The following is a 17,119-nucleotide window of genomic DNA, read 5'->3' as shown; positions in this document are numbered from 1 at the left end:
CAGCCATCTCTGACGCGGGCCGCCGCTGGTCCCGCAGAAACGACCGCAAGCACCGGACGAGGCTTCTGGCGAAGTGCTTTTGATACACTCGCGCGGTCCCACCATCAGAACTTTTTTCGCATGCGCTTGATTCGTGGCCGCAGGGCGGTGCGCCCGCTGCTGGTTGCGCTGTTTCCCCTGCACGCCGCCGCGGCCGATCAGGCTGCGGATGTCGCGGAACGCGCGATCCGCCTCGATCAAACCATGCAGGCCCTCAAGGACGAGGTCATCGAACTGACGACCGAAGCGCAGTCGATCGAGAACACGGTGCTGGTCCCCGATCACCTGCGCGTGTCGGTGTACCTGCGCGTCGACGTCGCCGGCCTGCTGCTCGACGAGGTCAGCGTCGCGATCGACGAGCGCGATGCCGAGTCGCACCGCTACGACGAACGCGATGCACGCGCACTGCTGTCGGAGCAGGCCCTGCAGCGCGTGTTGCGCGCCACCGTCGGCGAGGGCGCGCACCGCATCCGTCTGAACTATCGCGGCCACTACGCCGACGACGGCCCGGAGGATCCGCCGGTCACCGGCAGTTACGAGGCGATCTTCGACAAGGGCGATCGCGAAACGGAGCTCGAGTTCACGATCTCGCGCGCGAGCCGCTTCGGCGACGAGTTGCGCACCACCATGAAGCAATGGCGGAGCCTGCCCTGATGCGCGCGCTGGCTCTGCTGCTGCTGGCCGCCACGCTGCCGGCGTCCGCCGCCGACATCTATGCACCGGGCTCGCCGGACGATCCGCATCTGCGCGTCGCGGAGTACCTGAGCCGCGACAGCCGCCACTACTCGGCGATCGTCGAACTGCGCCTGATCGATCCGTCGAACGAACCACAGCGCCTGCCCGAGCCGTACCGTTGGCAGCTCGCCGAAAACTATCTCGCCTTCGGCCTGCGCGATCGCGCACAGGCCATCTACCGTCAGCTCGAACGCACCACCGACGACCGGCTGATGCTCGGCCGGGCGCAGTTGCGCATCGCCGAGTTCGAGTACACGCGGGGTTACTGGGCGGAGGCCCGCGCGACCCTCTACCGGATGCGCGAAAGCCTGCCGCAGGAACTGGTCGAGGACTGGCAGGACCTGCTCGCACGCGTGCTCATGGCGGAAAAGCGCTATGGCGATGCTGCCGAGGTGCTGACCGACCTCGACAACTCGGACCGCCAGTCGCCTTACACGCGCTACAACCTCGCCGTGGCGCTGATCAACGACGGCCGGGCGCCGCAGGGACTGACGGTACTCGATCGTGTCGGCCGGCTGGTCCCGTCCGACCTCGAAGAGCTGGCGCTGCGAGATCGCGCGAACCTGAGCCTCGGCTGGTACTTCCTGCAGAGCCAGCAGGGCGGCACCGCCAAGCCGCCGCTGGAGCGCGTGCGATTCGAAGGGCCGTTCTCGAACCGCGCCCTGCTCGGCCTCGGCTGGGCCGAACTCGCCCCACAAGGTGAGCGTGTCAGCAAGGCCCTGGTCGGCGACGAGCCCGAGACCGACTCGAGCCCGTTCACCACCTTCTCGACGCTGGGCGTGCTGCTGCGCCCCGGCTTCGTCGAGGAAGACATCTTCAAGCGTGCCGGCCTGCGCTCGTTCCGGCTGAGCAAGGCCAGCGAGCAGGAAGAAGAGGCACTGGCCAAGGCATTGGTGCCCTGGGTCGAGCTGATCTCGCGCGACCCCATGGATACGGCCGTGCAGGAAGCCTGGCTGGCGATTCCGTTCACGCTGGACCGGCTCGGCGCCTACACGCAGGCGCTGCAGTACTACGAGAAGGCCATCGGGGTGCTCGAGGAAGCGCGGCGGCGCATGGAGGCCGCCAAGATCTCGATCCGTCAGGGGCGCATGGTCGAAACCATCGTGCGTCGCGAGATCGAATCCGAAGCAGGATGGCAGTGGAAGCTGCTCGACCTGCCGGACGCGCCGGAAACCTACTTCCTCCAGCAGCTGCTTGCCGAACACCGCTTCCAGGAGGCGCTGAAGAACTACCGCGACACGCGCATGATGCAGCGCTCGCTCGAGTCCTGGTCGCAGCGGCTGAGCACGGCGGAACGGCTCTACACCGCGTCCGACCGTCCGCCCGGCGATGCGACGCTGCTGATCCGCCGCGCGCGCAGCCGCTGGTCGCCGCCGTGGGCGGGCCTGGAAATTCCGCTGCGCGCCGAAACGGCGCTGTCGGTACCCGGCGCCTACGCTGGCGACGACCCAGGCGCACCGCAGCTGCGACCGCGCCTGCGGCTCGCCGGGGCGCCGGCGCGCTTCAACGGTCCGGCCGAGCGCGCCCGCGCCGCGCAGCAGCGCCTGGCGGACCTGAGCCGGCAGCTTGCCGTCGCCGGCGATGAACAGTCGAAGCTGCTGCAGGACATGGCCCTGGTCAACCTGGACGGCCAGAAGCAGCAGATCGAGCGCTATCTCATCGAGGCACGCTTCGCGCTGGCGCGCCTGTACGACCGTCGGAAGAAGGGCGAACTCAATGACGAGTAACCGCAGCCGCCGCCTGCTGCTCCCACTTGCGGGCCTGCTGCTCGCGGGCTGCGGATCGAGCGTCATCAAGGAAAGCTCGCCGCCGATCTCCAAGACGATCGGCAAGATGGATCGCCCCTCCGAGGAGGTGCTGCCGATCATCCGCTCCGAACCGGTCGCACGCGATGCCGAGGCAGCAGCCGAGAACTACCGCCGGCTGCTGGAACTGGCGCCGGACGTCGAGACCCGCAACGAGGCGCAGCGGCGCCTGGCCGACCTGCAGGTGCAGATCCAGGACAGCCGCGGCGCGACCGAGGAGTCCGAGAAATCCCTGCAGGAGGCCATCAGCCTCTACAACAAGTTGCTGTACGCCGACCCGAACAGCGACGACAACGACCGCATCTTCTACCAGCTCGCCCGCGCGCAACAGAACATCGGCGAGACCGAAGCCGCGATCGATACGCTCAAGCGACTGACCGACCGGCACCCGAACTCGGACCTCGCCGGCGACGCGCGCTTCCGCCGTGCGGAACTGCTGTTCTACCTGGGCCGCTACGCCGAGGCCGAAAGCGACTACCGCGTGGTGATGGACCTGAAGGACGCGACGCCGTTCTTCGAGCCGGCGCAGTACAAGTACGGCTGGACGCAGTACAAGCAGTCGAAGTACGAGGACGCCGTCGGCACCTTCTTCGACATCCTCGACCGCGAGCTGCCGACCGGCGAGCTGCTCGAACCCGAGCCGGCGCTCGCGCAGGTCGACGTGGCCGACGCCGACATGGTGCGCGACTCGCTGCGCGTGATCACGCTGGCGCTCGCGACGCTCGGCGGCGGGCCGGCGCTCAACGACTATCTGCAGGCGCACGGTGACGTGCGCTTCCATCCCCTGCTCTACGTGGCGCTCGGCGAGGCGATGCGCGACAAGGAACGCTACACGGATGCCGCCGGCGCCTATGCGGCGTTCATCTCGCGCTACGGCAGTTCGCCGCTGGCGCCCGGCTTCCAGTCGCGGATCATCGCGGTCTACGAGGACGCCGGTTTCGGCGATCTCGTCATCGAGGAAAAGCAGCGCTACGCCACCGTCTACGACCCCGATGCCGCGTACTGGGCCGGCGCCGCGCCGACCGACGCGGTGATGGCCGAGCTGCGCACGCACATGGACGATCTCGCGCGCCATCACCATGCACGCGCGCAGCAGGCTGCCGAGGACGCCGACCCGACGGCCCGGCGCGCGGACTTCCTGGTCGCCGCCCGCTGGTATCGCCGGATCATCGAGCTGTTCCCGCAGGACGAGAAGCTCGCCGAGGTGAACTTCCTGCTCGGCGACGCCCTGCTCGACGGCGGCCGCACGCTCGAGGCGGCGCAGGAGTACGCGCGTACCGGCTACGACTACGAAGGCTTCGCCCGCGCCGGCGAGGCCGCCTATGCCTCGGTGCTCGCCTACGCGCGACATGCCGGAGAAGTGGACGCCGCCCAGCGACCGCAGGCACTGCGCACGGCGGTCGATGCCGCGATCCGCCTCGCCGACAGCTTCCCCGCCCACGAGCACAAGCTCGCGGTGCTGACGCAGGCGACGCAGGACCTCTACGAACTCGAGGCCTACGACGAGGCCATCACGATCGCGTCGCGCGTCCTCGACGCGCAACCGCCGGCCGACGCGACGCTGCGCCGCATCGCCTGGAGCGTGACCGGCGACGCCCACTTCGCCGAGGACCGCTTTGCCGAAGCCGAGTCGGCGTTCTCCGAGGAACTGCGGCTGACGCCGGCGCAGGCCGCCGAACGCGCCGAGATCACCGAGCAGCTGGCGATCTCGGTGTATCGCCAGGGCGAGGCGGCACGCGAGGCGGACGACCTCAAGACCGCGGCATTCCACTTCCTGCGCATCGGCGAGCTCGCGCCCGCCTCGGGCATCCGCGCCACCGCCGAGTACGACGGCGCGGCGGCGCTCATCGCGCTCGAGGACTGGCCCGCGGCGGCGCGCGTGCTCGAAGGCTTCCGTCAGCGCTTCCCCGGACACGCACTGGAAGCCGACGTCGACAAGAAACTCGCGGTCGCCTATCAGAGCGACGGCAGGCCGCTCGACGCCGCCCGCGCCTACCTGCGCATTGCCGGTCGCGACAGCGAAAGCGTCGACGTGCGCCGCGAGGCGGCATGGCTGGCGGCAACGCTGTTCGACGAGGGCGAGGCCGCCGACGATGCCGCCGGTGCCTATGCCCGCTACGTCGAGACCTATCCGCGCCCGCTGGAGCGCGCGCTGGAGGCGCGCAGCCGTCTGGTCGACTACGCCCGTGCCTCGGGCAATGCCACCCAGCTGAACTTCTGGCTGCAGGCCCTGGTCGATGCCGACAGTGCGGCCGGCACCGAGCGCAGCAACCGGTCGCGCTCGCTGGCGGCCGAAGCCAGCCTCGAACTGGGACGCATGGCCGCGCGCGACGTCGCCCGCCTGCGCCTGAGCCTGCCGATCGAGAACAGCCTGCCGCGCAAGCAGCAGGCCATGCAGGAGGCGATCCGCTGGCTCGATCGCGCGGCCGGGTACGGCTTTGCCGAGACCACCACCGCCGCGACCTTCGAACTCGGCGAGGTCTACCGCGAATTCGGCCGCGCACTGATGTCGTCGGAGCGCCCGCGCGATCTCGACGGCCTTGCGCTGGAACAGTACGAACTGCTGCTCGAGGAGCAGGCTTATCCCTTCGAGGAGCAGGCCATCGAAACCCACGAAGCCAACCTGCAGCGCCTGCGCAGCGATCTGTACGACGAGTGGATCGCCCGCAGCGCGGCGACGCTCGCCGACATGGTGCCGGCACGCTACGGCAAGCGCGAGCAGGGAGAGGACCGCTATGAAGCGCTCGACTGATCGCGCGCGGCAGCTTGCCGCCGCCTCGCTCGTCCTGCTGCTCGCCGCCTGCGGCAGCGTGCAGCAGCGCCCGCCATCCGCCGAGCCGTCGCCCACGACCGGAGAGGCTCAGACGGAACCCGACAAGGGCAATCCACAGCAGCGTTTCGACGCGGCGCTGCAGATGCTGCGCGACGGCCAGGTCGGCGAAGCCGAGGAGGCCTTCCGCACGGTGGCGCAGGACTTCCCCGAGCACGCCGGCCCGTGGACCAACCTCGGCATCCTGTTCGCGCGCTCCAACCGCCGTCCGCAGGCGATCGGGGCGCTCGCCCGCGCCGCACAGCTCAAGCCCGACAACAAGATCGCCTTGAACTGGCTCGGCATCCTCTACCGCGAGTCCGGAGACTTCGAGCGCGCCCGCGCGTCGTACGAACGCGCGCTGGCAATCGATTCCGGGTACGCCTTCGCGCATTACAATCTCGGGCTGCTGCTCGACGCGCACCTGCGACGACCGACGGACGCCCTGCCCCACTACCGCGAATATCTGCGCCTGACCGGTGGCGACGACCTCCGGGTCATGGCCTGGGTTGCGCAGATCGAGGCGGAGAACCCGCCGGCCGAGGCTCCTGCGTCCGCAGCGCCGCCGGACGGCAGCGAGGTGCAGCCATGAGCGGGGCAACCCGGCTGCTGGGGATCGTGCTGCTCGGGTTCGCCGGCGCCGCGACGGCGCAGGACGAGATGCCGGCCGTCGGCGGTATGCCGCAGTCCGCCGGCCGCCAGGACACCGGCGAGGCCGGCACGACCATCATCGGCGAACGCGAATCGCCGATCGGTCTGTACATCATGCCGTGGCGCGACGCGCGTCCGGAACCGGACATGGACCGTCCGGCGCGTCTCTTGCAGGAGGAACTGCTACCCGTGGACGAGCAGGTGTTCGTCCGCCAGATCGAGTATCACAACGCGCTCAGTGGCGCGCTGAAGCAAAAAGGTATCGTCACCCCCGGCGGCCGCTGAAGCGGATGCAACGCACAAGCCCCGTCACCCAACCACGCACTGATTCATCAAGAGGCTGACCCCATGGAGTTCTTTGCCACCGTCCTGCGCTTCTTCCAGAGTGGCGGCGCGTTCATGTACCCCATTCTGGTGGTGCTGATCATCGGGCTCGCGATCGCGATCGAGCGCGCGCTGTACCTGCGTCGCGCGAACGTCGAAAACCGCCAGCTGTGGTCGAACCTGCTGCCGCTGCTCAACCAGGGCAAGCACGAGGCCGCCGAGCAGCTCGCCGGCGAGTCGGAGACGGCAATCGGTCGCGTGCTCGGCTTCGGCCTGGCCCGGGCCCGCGGCAACGCGACCCGCGGCGAGATCGAGATGGCGATGGAGGAAAGCATCATGGAAGTCACGCCGCTGCTCGAGCGGCGCACGCACTACCTCGCGACCTTCGCCAACATCGCCACGCTGCTCGGACTGCTCGGCACCATCATCGGCCTGATCCAGGGCTTCAACGCGGTGGCCAACGTCAATCCGGCGGAGAAGGCGAACCTGCTGTCGGCGTCGATCTCGGTGGCCATGAACACCACGGCGTTCGGCCTGATGGTCGCCATTCCGCTGCTGCTGTCGCATGCCTGGCTGCAGTCCAGGGCCAACGACCTGATCGACAGCGTCGAGATGGCGGCGATCAAGTTCCTCAACAGCCTCGGCCTCAAGGGCTAAACCAGAGACGCCGATGCTCGCCCGCATGCGCCGTGCGCGCCGCCAGGACGTGGCGGAGCTCAACATCACGGCCTTTCTCAACCTGATGGTCGTGCTGGTGCCGTTCCTGCTGATCACGGCCGTCTTCACGCAGCTGACGATCAAGGAACTGGACCTGCCCGACAGCTCCCGCAGCCAGCCGCCGTCCGAGGACGTCAAGCGCGGCCTGACCGTCGTGATCCGCGAAACCGGACTGACGCTGACCAATGACGGCGCCACCGTGCAGTCGTGGCCGAAGGCCGAGGACGACTACAGCTACGCCGCGCTGGGCCAGGCGCTGGCCGGCATCAAGGAGCGCAATCCGGCAGAGGACCGCATCACCCTGCTGCTCGAACCCGGCATCGCCTACGACGTGATGATCCAGGTGATGGACACCGTCCACTACCTGCCGGCCGCGAGCGAAGGGGTGCTGGTCGACATGTTCCCGCAGATTTCGGTCGGCGATGCGCCGGCACAGGAGGCCGCACCGTGATCCGCGCCCACACGCTGCGCACGCAGCGCCTGGAACGCCGTCGCAAGCGCAACCGTCCGGGGGCGCTGTCGCTGACCTCGCTGATGGACATCTTCACGATCCTGGTCTTCTTCCTGCTCGTGAACTCCTCGCAGGTCGAGGTGCTGCCGAACCCCGGAACGCTGGTGCTGCCGGAATCGGTCGCCGTGGACGGTCCGCGCGAAACCGTGCTGCTGATGGTCACCAACGAGGACATCCTCGTGAACAGCGAGGTCGTCATGAGCACGACCGCCGCGATGGACAGCACCGCCAACGTGCTCGGACCGCTCAAGGCGCGTCTGCTGCAGGAAGGCCTGCTGCCGGTCGTGGGCGGCGACGCCGACGGCGCGGTCTCCCGCGGCGAAATCAACATCATGGCCGACAAGGACATCCCCTATCAGCTGGTCAAGAAGATCATGGCGACGTGCACCGATGCACGCTTCGCGAAGATCTCGCTCGCCGTCGCACACCGCGCCGGTGGAGACGGCGCATGAGCGCGTCGACACGGCGCTTGCGCGAAGCGCAATGGGTGCGGGAGGCGCGCGTCCGCTCACGGCGAAGTCTGCATTGTCCCTTCAGCTATAAGGTGCACCAGTGAGCACGCAGACCATCCAGTGGCAGAGCTGGGATCTGGCTGCGGAGTCGGATCGCCGCTTCAACCGCCTGATCGTGATCGTCGGCATTCCGCTGCTGATCATCAGCATCGTCGTGCCGTTCCTCGAACTCGTCGGGCTGACGCGCGGCGGCGGCACGCTGACCGGCTCGCGCTATGTCGAACTGCTGGCCGAGGAACCGGCACCGGTGGCCGACAAGGTCGAGGAGCCCCAACCGGCCGAGCAGGACGAACCGGACCCGGTCGAACCCGAAGCCCCGGCTGAGCCGCAGCCGCAGCCGACCGCGCCGCCGGCCCAGCCCCCCGAGGTCCAGCAGCAGCGCGCCGTCGAACGCGCCCGCGAGACGGCGTCGCGCTCAGGCGTCATGGCGTTCGCCGATCAGCTGCAGGCCTTGCACAGCGGCGTGCAGTCGATCCAGCGACCCGACCAGGCACTGGCGACGATCGATCGCTCCGGCGGCAGCGACGGCGGCGACAGCCGCGTCTTCGAACAGTCGGCGTCCGCGGCATCCAGCGGCATCGGCTCGCCGAGCGGCACCGGCGCGACCCGGCGCGCGCAGTCCGGCAGCGGACTCGGCGAACGGCGCACGACGCAGGTCGAGAGCCCGGTCGGCGTCGGCCCGGACCGCACACGGCCCGGGCAAGGTGGCGACCGCCTGATCGCCGGCCGCACGCTCGAGGAGATCCAGCTGATCTTCGACCGCAACAAGGGCGCGATCACATCGATCTACAACCGGGCTGCGCGCGACAACCCCAACCTGGGCGCCGGCAAGATCGTCATCAGCCTGACGATCGCGCCCAACGGCTCGGTGACGGATTGCAAGCTGGTGTCCAGCACCTTCAACAATCCCGACCTCGAACGCAAGATCGTGCAGCGCGTGATGCTGATGAACTTCGGCGCCAAGGACGTGCCGGCGTTCACCTATCCCAACTACCCGATCACGTTCCTGCCGTCGTAGAAGCAGTTTCCGGCGGATGGTCTCCGGTTTCCGGACGCGGTTCCATGACTGGAAACCGGCGACCGGAAACCGGAAACTTACGCCCGCCATAGCGCCACGGAGCACGACACATGGGGTTCCTTTCGGGCAAGCGTGCCCTGATCACCGGCGTCGCCAGTGATCGTTCGATCGCCACCGGCATCGCCGAAGCCTTCCATCGCGAGGGCGCCGAGCTGGCCTTCACCTATCAGAACGACCGGCTCAAGAGCCGTGTCGAGGCCTTCGCCGCCGAGTGCGGCTCGAAGATCGTGCTTCCGCTGGACGTCGCCGAAGACGCGCAGATCGATGAACTGATGAGCGAGCTGCAGCGGCAATGGGGCGGGCTCGACGTGCTCGTGCACTCGATCGGCTTCGCACCGCGCGAGCAGCTCGCAGGCCGCTACCTCGATGCCGTCACGCGCGAAGGATCGCGCATCGCGCACGACATCTCGAGCTATTCGTTCGCGGCGCTGGGCAAGGCTGCCCGCCCGCTGATGCAGGGCCGCAAGGCCTCGCTGCTGACGCTGACCTACCTGGGCGCGGTCCGCGCGGTGCCGATGTACAACGTCATGGGCGCCGCCAAGGCATCGCTGGAAGCGAACGTGCGCTTCATGGCCGCCGATCTCGGCGAGCAGGGCATCCGCGTCAACGGCATTTCCGCCGGACCGATCAAGACCCTCGCGGCAGCCGGCATCACCGGCTTTCGCGGCATGCTCTCGGCGGCCGAGGAAGCCTCGCCGCTCAAGCGCAACGTCACCATCGAGGAAGTCGGCAACGCGGCCGCGTTCCTGTGCTCGGACCTCGCATCCGGCATCACCGGCGAGATCCTCTACGTCGATGCCGGCTACAACATCATGGGCATGACGCTGCCCGGCGCGGACAGGGGCTGAGTTTCAGCCGCTGCCGTCGCGCAGCACCGGTTCGTTCTCCATCCGTGCGATGACGGCGGCGCAGACGGTGTCGCCGAACACGTTCACGGCGGTCCGGCACATGTCGAGAATGCGGTCGACGGCGAGAATCAGGCCGACGCCCTCCAGCGGCAGGCCGACCGCCGACAGGATCACGGCAATGGCCACCAGGCTCGCCGACGGGATGCCGGCGACGCCGATCGAGGTCAGCAGCGCCAGCAGCACGATCGTGAACTGCGCCACCAGGCTCAGCTCCAGGCCGTAAGCCTGGGCGATGAAGATCGCGGCGGCGCACTCGTAGAGGGCGGTGCCGTTCATGTTCACCGTCGCACCCAGCGGCAGCACGAAGCCGGCGATGCCGTCGGATACGCCGCTGCGCTTGACGTGGTCGATGCTCACCGGCAGCGTCGCCGCGGACGAACTCGTGGAAAAGGCCGTCAGCAGCACCGGCGCCATGGCCTGCAGGAAACGCTTCGGCGACAGCGAGAACGTCCGCAGCAGCAGCGGCAGCCAGACGAAGGTCTGGATCAGCAGGCCGGCCAGCACGCAGCAGAAGAACAGCAGCAGCGGTTCGAGGGCGCCCCACCCGGTCTGGGCGACGGTGCGCCCGACCAGGGCAAAAACGCCGATCGGCGCGAACCGCATCACCCAGCCGGTGATGCGGATCATCACCTCGTACAGGCCGCCCCAGAACCGCCGCTGGGTATCCGCCATCTCCGGCGGAAGCCGCGACGCGAAATAGCCGTACAGCAGGCTGAAGAAGATCAGCGCCAGCATCTCCGTGCGTGCAGCCGCCTCGATCAGGTTCGGCGGCACCATGCGCAGCAGCACCTCGAACAGATCGCCGCTACCGCGATCCTCGACGCTGGCGAGCACGCGATCGGTGTCCGCAGACAGGCCCAGGCGTTCGCCGGCCGGTTCGCCGTCAATGACGCCCGGCTCGATGACGTTGAGCAGGATCAGTGCGGTGAGCACCGAGACCAGCGTGGTCCCGGCGAAGAAGATGACCGCCTTGCCGCCGATGCGCGAGACGCTGCCGCTGTCGGCACTCAGGCCGAGAATCGCGTTGATCATCGCGCCGACGATCAGCGGCACGATCAGCATCTTCAGGCCGTTGAGAAACAGCGTGCCGACGAAGCTGGTGGTCTCGATGAACCATGGCGCCTCGCCGATGGCTGCACCGGCAACGATCGCAGCCAGCAGCGCGAGCGCGATCTGCCAGTGAAGTTTCATGTGCGCAACGAAGAAGGCCGTCCGGGTTCGATTGAACCACGAACGGCCTCGGTGCCGCCAACGAGCGGGCTCAGCCGTCGATCGGCGGCGTTTCGGCGTCGTCCGGCCGCTCGCGGATCTCGACGCCGACCCGCGTCTCGATCTCTTCCATGTAGGCACCGAACTGCGCACCGGCCGCGAGGTCGCGCAGACGCCGCTGCTGCACTTCGTTGAGGCGCGCATCCTCGGGCGTGTCGACAGCGCTGAGCAGCAGCACCGCCCTGCCGCCGTTGTCGAGCTGCGCCTCGCCGGTCGAGGGCGTGCCGTCCTGCGGATGCGGCAGCCGGAATGCGGCGGCAACGACCGCAGCCTCCACTTCCTCGTTGTCGCGGCGGATCTTGCCCGGGTTGCGCAGCTCGCCGTTCTTGGCGCTGACGATCTCCTGGAAGTCGGTGCCGCCGCGGACCGCGTTGAGCACTTCCTGCGCTTCCTGCTCGATGAGCTTGCGCGCGGCCTCGTCGACCAGCTCGGCACGGACCTGTCCGGCCACCTCGTCGAGCGCCTTCTGCCGCGGCGGCTCGTGTTCGGCCTTGCGCACGACGACGATGCGGTTGCCGCCCAGGCTCAGCGGCTGGCTGTTCTCGCCGTCCTCGATCACTTCACGCGAGAACGCCGCCTCGACCACCTTGGGCTCCGCCGCGATGCCGCTGCCCTTGCCGCGCTCGAACCAGTCGGTCGTCTGCACCTGCAGCTCCAGCGCTTGGGCCACCGGCTCGAGCGCGCCGGGGTTCTCGAAGGCCAGCTGCTCCAGGCGCTCCGACATCTCCTGGAAGCGCTGCTGACGCTCGCGATCGGCGAACAGTTCCTTGAGCGACTGCTGCACGCCCTCTTCGTCGAAGGCACGGACCGTGGCCGGCTTGAGTTCGTCGAGACGGATCAGGTGCCAGCCGAACTCGGTCTCGACCGGCGCGCTCGTCTGGCCCTCGTCGAGTGCGAACAACGCATCCTCGAAGCCCTTGACCATCTGTCCGCGACGCACCCAGCCGAGGTCTCCGCCGGCCTGGCTGGACCCCGGGTCCTCCGAGTGCTCGCGCGCCAGCTCGGCGAAATCGGCGCCGTCGGCGAGCTGCTTCGCCAGGTCCTCGATCTTCTGCTTAGCGGCGTCCTTGTCGGCCCCGAAGCCGACGAGAATGTGCCGCGCGCTGCGCTCCTCGGGCGTGGTGAAGCGACCGGCCTTCTCGCCCTCGTAGAGCACCTTGAGCACATCCTCGGAGGGCGGCTCCACGTCCGGCAGCTTGTCCAGCGCCAGCTCGACATAGGCGAGTCGCAGGCGCTCCGGCGCCATATAGCGGGCCTTGGTCTGCTCGTAGCGCGCTTCGACCTGCTCGTCGGTCACGCTCACGCGGTCGCGATAGCGCGCAACCTCGAAGACGGCGTACTGCAGCGTGCGCTCCTGCGCCTGCAGCTTCGCGGCGAGTGTCCGCTCGACCGGCGTGCTGAAGGCGGTATCGACGACCGCCTCACGCATCTGGTTCATCTCGATGTTGTCGCGCAGCTGGCTTTCGTAGCGCTCGACGGTGAAGCCCGCACGCTGCAGAGCATCGCGGTAGGCCTGGCCGTCGAACTCGCCGTCGCGCTGGAACGCCGATTCCGCCGAAATCACGTTGAACAGGGTCGCATCGTCGGCGCGATAGCCGCGGTCCTCGGTGTACTGCCGCAGCATCGTCTCCTGCGTCATGTCACGCAGCACCGCGGCGCGCATGCGCTCCTGGTCGAACATGTCGGCGCGGAAGTTCTCGCCCATGAGCTGCACCAGCTGCTGATAGCGCTGGTCGTACTGCCGCCGGAACTGCGACTCGTGGATCTTCTGGTCGCCGACCTCCGCCACGACCGGGTCGCCGCCGCCCGGCGCCAGCGACTCGATGCCGAAGAACGCGAAGGGGATTGCGATGAGCGCAACGATGAATCCTGCGATCAGCCCAGACGTACGGTCACGAATCTGCTGCAGCATGTTTCGATGGTCCTCGGTACGGCGCACATAAACGACAAAGCCCGGTATCCGCCGGGCTTGCTGGAACTTGCGTAGTGGTGGGCTGCCAGGGACTCGAACCCCGAACCTACTGATTAAGAGTCAGCTGCTCTACCATTGAGCTAGCAGCCCGAACTTCGTACGCAATTGCCTTGAAAGTGGGGTGACCGACGGGGCTCGAACCCGCGACAACCAGAATCACAATCTGGGACTCTACCGACTGAGCTACGGTCACCATCGCGAGCATTTCCCCGACCGGGTCCCGCTCAGGGGCGCGAATCATAGCAAAACTGTTACGGCGTCAACAGGTCTGGCCGCGAACCCCGCCGGCAGCGACGATGCCGGCACCCGAAACCGGCAGGGAGATCGACGATGCACCTTACGAAAATGGCGGCGCTGATGCTGGCAGGCGTGGGCACATCCTTGTCGGCGACGGTGGCCAACGGCGCGGTCCTCGACAGCTCGCCGCAGGGCTTCACCATCGAGAACGTCGAGACCGTCCCGGTCCCACCGGACGTGGCCTTCCGCGCCCTCGTCGAGGACGTGGGCCGCTGGTGGCCGGCGGACCACACCTGGTGGGGGGACGCCGCCCGGCTGTCGATCGAGCCGCGCGCGGGCGGCTGCTTCTGCGAGATCGACGGCGCGCGCCAGGCCGCGCACATGCGCGTGAGCTTCGCCGATCCGGGCAGGCTCCTGCGCATGACCGGCGGCCTCGGCCCGCTGCAGGGCATGGGCCTGCACGGCGCGCTCGACTGGCGTTTCGAGGCCATCGACGGCGGCACGCGCATCACCCTGTACTACCGCGTCGGCGGGTACTCGCCGGACGATCTGGCCGAGTTCGCGCCGGTGGTGGACGAGGTCCAGTCGGTGCAACTCGGCGGCCTGGCGCGCTTTCTGCGCGAGGCGGCGCGTCCCTGACGACGGCTCGCGGCCTCGTCCGCTGTGACGAGGCTGCCGCCGGGGACAGTCGCTAGCGTCGAGCCTCGACCATTCGGGGGCTTGGCACATGGCAGGCAGGCGTGACTACGCGGCCATCGTGATCGCATATGCGCTGTGTCTGGCCGCAGGGGCCGCAGCCCTGCTGGCGGTCGAACTGCCGCAGCCCTGGGACCTGTTCGTGGCGGACCTCGTGGCCACGCTGGTGATCTTCGCGTTCTCCCGCGCCTACCGGAACTCGAGCTTCTACGACGCGTACTGGAGCGTGCTGCCGCCGCTGTTCGCGCTGTACTGGTACTGGAGCCATGCCGCCAGCGGGATCGACCCCGTGCGCGCGTGGCTGGTCATCGCACTGGTGTGGTTGTGGGGTCTGCGCCTGACGGCCAACTGGGCCGTGCACTGGGGCGGGCTGCATCACGAGGACTGGCGCTATCCGCTGGTCCGCGAGCGCGCCGGCCGCGCGGCACTGTGGGCGGACCTGGCGGGCATCCACGTGTTCCCGACGATCCAGGTGTTCCTCGGCTGCCTGCCCGTCTACGCGGTGATGAGCCGCGGACACGCGGGCTTCGGCGCGCTCGATGCGCTGGCGCTGGCGGTGACGCTCGGCGCGATCCTGATCGAGACGGTGGCCGACCTGCAGCTGCACGCCTTCATCGCCCGCAAACAGGCCGGCGCGTTCATCACCAGTGGACTGTGGCGCTGGTCGCGCCACCCGAACTACCTCGGCGAACTCGGCTTCTGGTGGGGCCTGATGCTGTTCGGCCTGGCGGCGGCGCCGTCGCAGTGGTGGTGGATCGTTCCCGGCGCGCTGACGATGACCGGGATGTTCGCGTTCGCCAGCATTCCCTTCATGGACCGGCGCAGCGTCGAGCGCCGGCCGGGCTATGCCGAGCACATGCGCCGCGTGCCGGCACTGCTGCCCTGGCCCCGCCCCGCGCGCTGAAGCGGCGCCCCCGATCAGCCGGCGGCGGCCACGGCATCCAGGAAGCGCCGGGCCAGTGCGACCAGCTCGCCGAGGTCGGCGACCACGGCGTCCGGACGGTGCGGATGGCGGTCGGTGCCGGGAAAGATCCGGTCCAGCCAGTGCCGGTCCCATCCGGCGCCGTTGTAGAACACGGCCGTCACGCCGGCGCGCTTCGCCGCCGTGATGTCGGTCGTGCTGTCGCCCACGTACCAGCAGCCTTCGTCGGTCGCCGCGCCGAGATCGGCCAGTGCCTTGCGGATGAGGTCGGGATGCGGCTTGCGCCGCTCGACGTCGTCGCCGCAGACCATGGTGTCGAACAGCTCGTGCCAGCCACTGCCGTCGACGGTGTAGATCTCGTGCGCCATGAAGCGGCGACTGCGGTTGGACAGCACGCCGAGCCGGATACCCAGGGCACGCAGCGCTTCCAGCTGCGCGCGCGCATCCCGCTCCATCGGCCGGACCAGACCGAAATGCCGCTCGTAGCTGCGGTCGAACTCGGCGTGGGCGATCGCCTTCGCCTCCTGGTCGTCGCCGAACAGCAGTTCGAAGATGTCGGTGCGCGAGATCCGGCGCTCGGCCCGGATCTTCGGATGCAGGCGCGCATGCTCGCGCACGTACTTGACCAGCCGCGCGTCCTCGATCGTCTTCGACTGTCCCGGCGGCACCAGCCGCTCGATCAGCCCCAGCCCGACCAAGCGCGGCAGCACATCGTCCAGCGCGTAGTACATCGCATCCATGGTGTCGACCAGGGTGGCATGCCAGTCGAACAGCAGGACGCGCGGCGGTGCATGCGGCAGCTGCAGGATGCTCATGGTCACAGCCTAACGAAAACGGGCCGGCGTCTCATGAGACGCCGGCCCGCCGGTTTACACCGGTCTCGACGCTACGGCGCCGGCGTGACGGTGAAGTTCTGCTCCGTCGCGGCGTCCGCCTCGACGGCAACGTCCACGGTCACCGCGAAGGCGATCTCGTCGTCGGTCGCGGCCTCGTCCTCTCCGGCCTGGCAGCTCAGGGCAACGGTGTAGTCGCCGGCGAGCAGGAAGCCCACCTCGTACGCGAGCCCTCCGCCCTCGACAGGCGCCAGCAGCGCCGACGTCAGCGGCTCCGGATCCGTGCCGTCGATATCATCCGGCTCGATACCGCTGCCCTCGAACACGTACACCGCCGCGCCGCGGCCGGTGACCGGATCGGCCGTACACGTGGAATCGGCGAGCAATGCCGGATCGACGGTGCCGAACAGGGAGCCGACCTCGGCGTTGTCGACGACGCGCAGCACCGGGCGCAGGTTGTAGCAACCGGTGGCGCCGCGCTCGGCGATCGAGCGGCGCAGATCGAAATCGATCGTGTAGTCCGCACGGCCGCCTGCGGCCGCGGTGATCGGCCCGGAGATCTTCAGTCCCGAGGCGCCGCCGCTGGGCACGGTCAGCGGATAGTCGGTGCCGTCGATGCGGATGTACGAGGCGAAGGGCGCCACGAGGTTGTTGCAGCTGGCGTTCTCTGTGTCGATGATCAGACGGACCTCGTCGTAGACGCCGGCCTCGATATCCGCGTCCTCGATCAGGAAGGCGCTGTTGTCGCCTTGCAGCGCCAGCAGGTCGATCGACAGCGGCGGGTCGAACTCGAAGCCGACGACATCGCCGCCGCCGCTCGGGAACAACTCGACACCGGTGAACGAGACGACGACGGCCTCGGCCGAATCGACCGGTGCGTCGGTGACCGAGAGCGACAGCTTCGCCGGTCCGGAATCGCCGCCACCGTCGCTGCCGCAGGCGGCGAGCAACAGGGCCAGCGTCGTGGTTGCCAGTATCCTTGTCATGGTGATCCTGCTGGATTGAACCGTTTTTTCGGGGAGCTCCCGGTCCGACGCTTCCCTGAACGTCGAACCCATGCAGTGTGACGGCGCCGGACTGAATGGGCGCTGATCGCGAGCC

General features: G+C 68.5%; 16 protein-coding genes and 2 tRNA genes. 12 read left to right on the top strand and 6 right to left on the bottom strand.

Annotation, left to right across the window (positions count from 1 at the left end; genetic code table 11):
* Positions 1-120: 120 nt before the first annotated feature.
* The 10 genes from C8D93_RS02250 to C8D93_RS02205 all read left to right on the top strand — a co-directional run bounded on the left by C8D93_RS02250 (position 121) and on the right by C8D93_RS02205 (position 10,029).
* Entirely contained in the window at positions 121-693 is a 573-nt protein-coding gene (locus C8D93_RS02250) for a hypothetical protein (RefSeq protein ID WP_110263522.1), read from the top strand.
* Positions 693-2,501 (top strand): tetratricopeptide repeat protein, encoded by a 1,809-nt coding sequence (locus tag C8D93_RS02245; RefSeq protein WP_146216483.1) that lies wholly within the window; start codon positions 693-695, stop codon positions 2,499-2,501. The genes C8D93_RS02250 and C8D93_RS02245 overlap by 1 nt, the downstream gene beginning before the upstream one ends.
* Positions 2,491-5,331 carry a tetratricopeptide repeat protein gene (locus tag C8D93_RS02240; protein ID WP_110263520.1) on the top strand — a complete coding sequence of 947 codons (2,841 nt, stop codon included), beginning with the start codon at positions 2,491-2,493 and terminating at the stop codon, positions 5,329-5,331. Before C8D93_RS02245 ends, C8D93_RS02240 begins: the two co-directional genes overlap by 11 nt.
* Entirely contained in the window at positions 5,315-5,980 is a 666-nt protein-coding gene (locus C8D93_RS02235; RefSeq protein ID WP_110263519.1) for a tetratricopeptide repeat protein, read from the top strand. The genes C8D93_RS02240 and C8D93_RS02235 overlap by 17 nt, the downstream gene beginning before the upstream one ends.
* Complete coding sequence (locus C8D93_RS02230) at positions 5,977-6,324, top strand: hypothetical protein (protein ID WP_110263518.1); 348 nt, start codon at positions 5,977-5,979, stop codon at positions 6,322-6,324. Before C8D93_RS02235 ends, C8D93_RS02230 begins: the two co-directional genes overlap by 4 nt.
* Positions 6,325-6,387: 63 nt before the next feature.
* Positions 6,388-7,020, top strand: a complete 633-nt coding sequence (locus C8D93_RS02225; RefSeq protein ID WP_110263517.1) for a MotA/TolQ/ExbB proton channel family protein — start codon at positions 6,388-6,390, stop codon at positions 7,018-7,020.
* 13 nt (positions 7,021-7,033) lie between these two features.
* Entirely contained in the window at positions 7,034-7,531 is a 498-nt protein-coding gene (locus C8D93_RS02220; RefSeq protein ID WP_110263516.1) for an ExbD/TolR family protein, read from the top strand.
* Complete coding sequence (locus C8D93_RS02215) at positions 7,528-8,043, top strand: ExbD/TolR family protein (protein WP_245903784.1); 516 nt, start codon at positions 7,528-7,530, stop codon at positions 8,041-8,043. The genes C8D93_RS02220 and C8D93_RS02215 overlap by 4 nt, the downstream gene beginning before the upstream one ends.
* Before the next feature lie 100 nt (positions 8,044-8,143).
* The gene (locus tag C8D93_RS02210; RefSeq protein ID WP_110263515.1) at positions 8,144-9,121 is read left to right on the top strand and encodes an AgmX/PglI C-terminal domain-containing protein; all 978 of its coding nucleotides are present in this window, start codon (positions 8,144-8,146) and stop codon (positions 9,119-9,121) included.
* A gap of 110 nt (positions 9,122-9,231) precedes the next feature.
* A complete protein-coding gene (locus C8D93_RS02205; protein ID WP_110263514.1) occupies positions 9,232-10,029 on the top strand; it encodes an enoyl-ACP reductase FabI in 798 nt (265 codons plus the stop codon).
* Between the two features lie 3 nt (positions 10,030-10,032).
* Here the strand turns inward: C8D93_RS02205 and C8D93_RS02200 are convergent, their stop codons facing one another.
* From C8D93_RS02200 to C8D93_RS02185, 4 genes are all read right to left on the bottom strand, one after another.
* A complete protein-coding gene (locus C8D93_RS02200; RefSeq protein WP_110263513.1) occupies positions 10,033-11,280 on the bottom strand; it encodes a dicarboxylate/amino acid:cation symporter in 1,248 nt (415 codons plus the stop codon).
* 70 nt (positions 11,281-11,350) lie between these two features.
* On the bottom strand, positions 11,351-13,270 hold the full coding sequence (locus tag C8D93_RS02195; protein ID WP_110263512.1) for a SurA N-terminal domain-containing protein: 1,920 nt from the start codon (positions 13,268-13,270) through the stop codon (positions 11,351-11,353).
* 75 nt (positions 13,271-13,345) lie between these two features.
* Positions 13,346-13,420: transfer RNA gene (locus tag C8D93_RS02190), tRNA-Lys, on the bottom strand.
* A gap of 27 nt (positions 13,421-13,447) precedes the next feature.
* Positions 13,448-13,523: transfer RNA gene (locus C8D93_RS02185), tRNA-His, on the bottom strand.
* 137 nt (positions 13,524-13,660) lie between these two features.
* Here C8D93_RS02185 and C8D93_RS02180 point away from each other — a divergent pair.
* Both C8D93_RS02180 and C8D93_RS02175 read left to right on the top strand, forming a co-directional pair.
* Positions 13,661-14,206 (top strand): SRPBCC family protein, encoded by a 546-nt coding sequence (locus C8D93_RS02180; protein ID WP_146216482.1) that lies wholly within the window; start codon positions 13,661-13,663, stop codon positions 14,204-14,206.
* Positions 14,207-14,294: 88 nt separating this feature from the next.
* On the top strand, positions 14,295-15,167 hold the full coding sequence (locus C8D93_RS02175) for a DUF1295 domain-containing protein (RefSeq protein WP_110263510.1): 873 nt from the start codon (positions 14,295-14,297) through the stop codon (positions 15,165-15,167).
* Between the two features lie 14 nt (positions 15,168-15,181).
* Here the strand turns inward: C8D93_RS02175 and C8D93_RS02170 are convergent, their stop codons facing one another.
* Both C8D93_RS02170 and C8D93_RS02165 read right to left on the bottom strand, forming a co-directional pair.
* Positions 15,182-16,000 (bottom strand): HAD family hydrolase, encoded by an 819-nt coding sequence (locus tag C8D93_RS02170; RefSeq protein ID WP_110263509.1) that lies wholly within the window; start codon positions 15,998-16,000, stop codon positions 15,182-15,184.
* Between the two features lie 71 nt (positions 16,001-16,071).
* Positions 16,072-17,004 (bottom strand): DUF4382 domain-containing protein, encoded by a 933-nt coding sequence (locus C8D93_RS02165; protein WP_170123854.1) that lies wholly within the window; start codon positions 17,002-17,004, stop codon positions 16,072-16,074.
* Positions 17,005-17,119: the final 115 nt, after the last annotated feature.

It is taken from the genome of Sinimarinibacterium flocculans (assembly GCF_003201205.1).
Classification (GTDB): Bacteria; Pseudomonadota; Gammaproteobacteria; order Nevskiales; family Nevskiaceae; genus Solimonas; species Solimonas flocculans.
The sequence above is the reverse complement of the archived record's forward strand: the minus strand, read 5'-3'. Positions and strand labels throughout refer to the sequence as shown.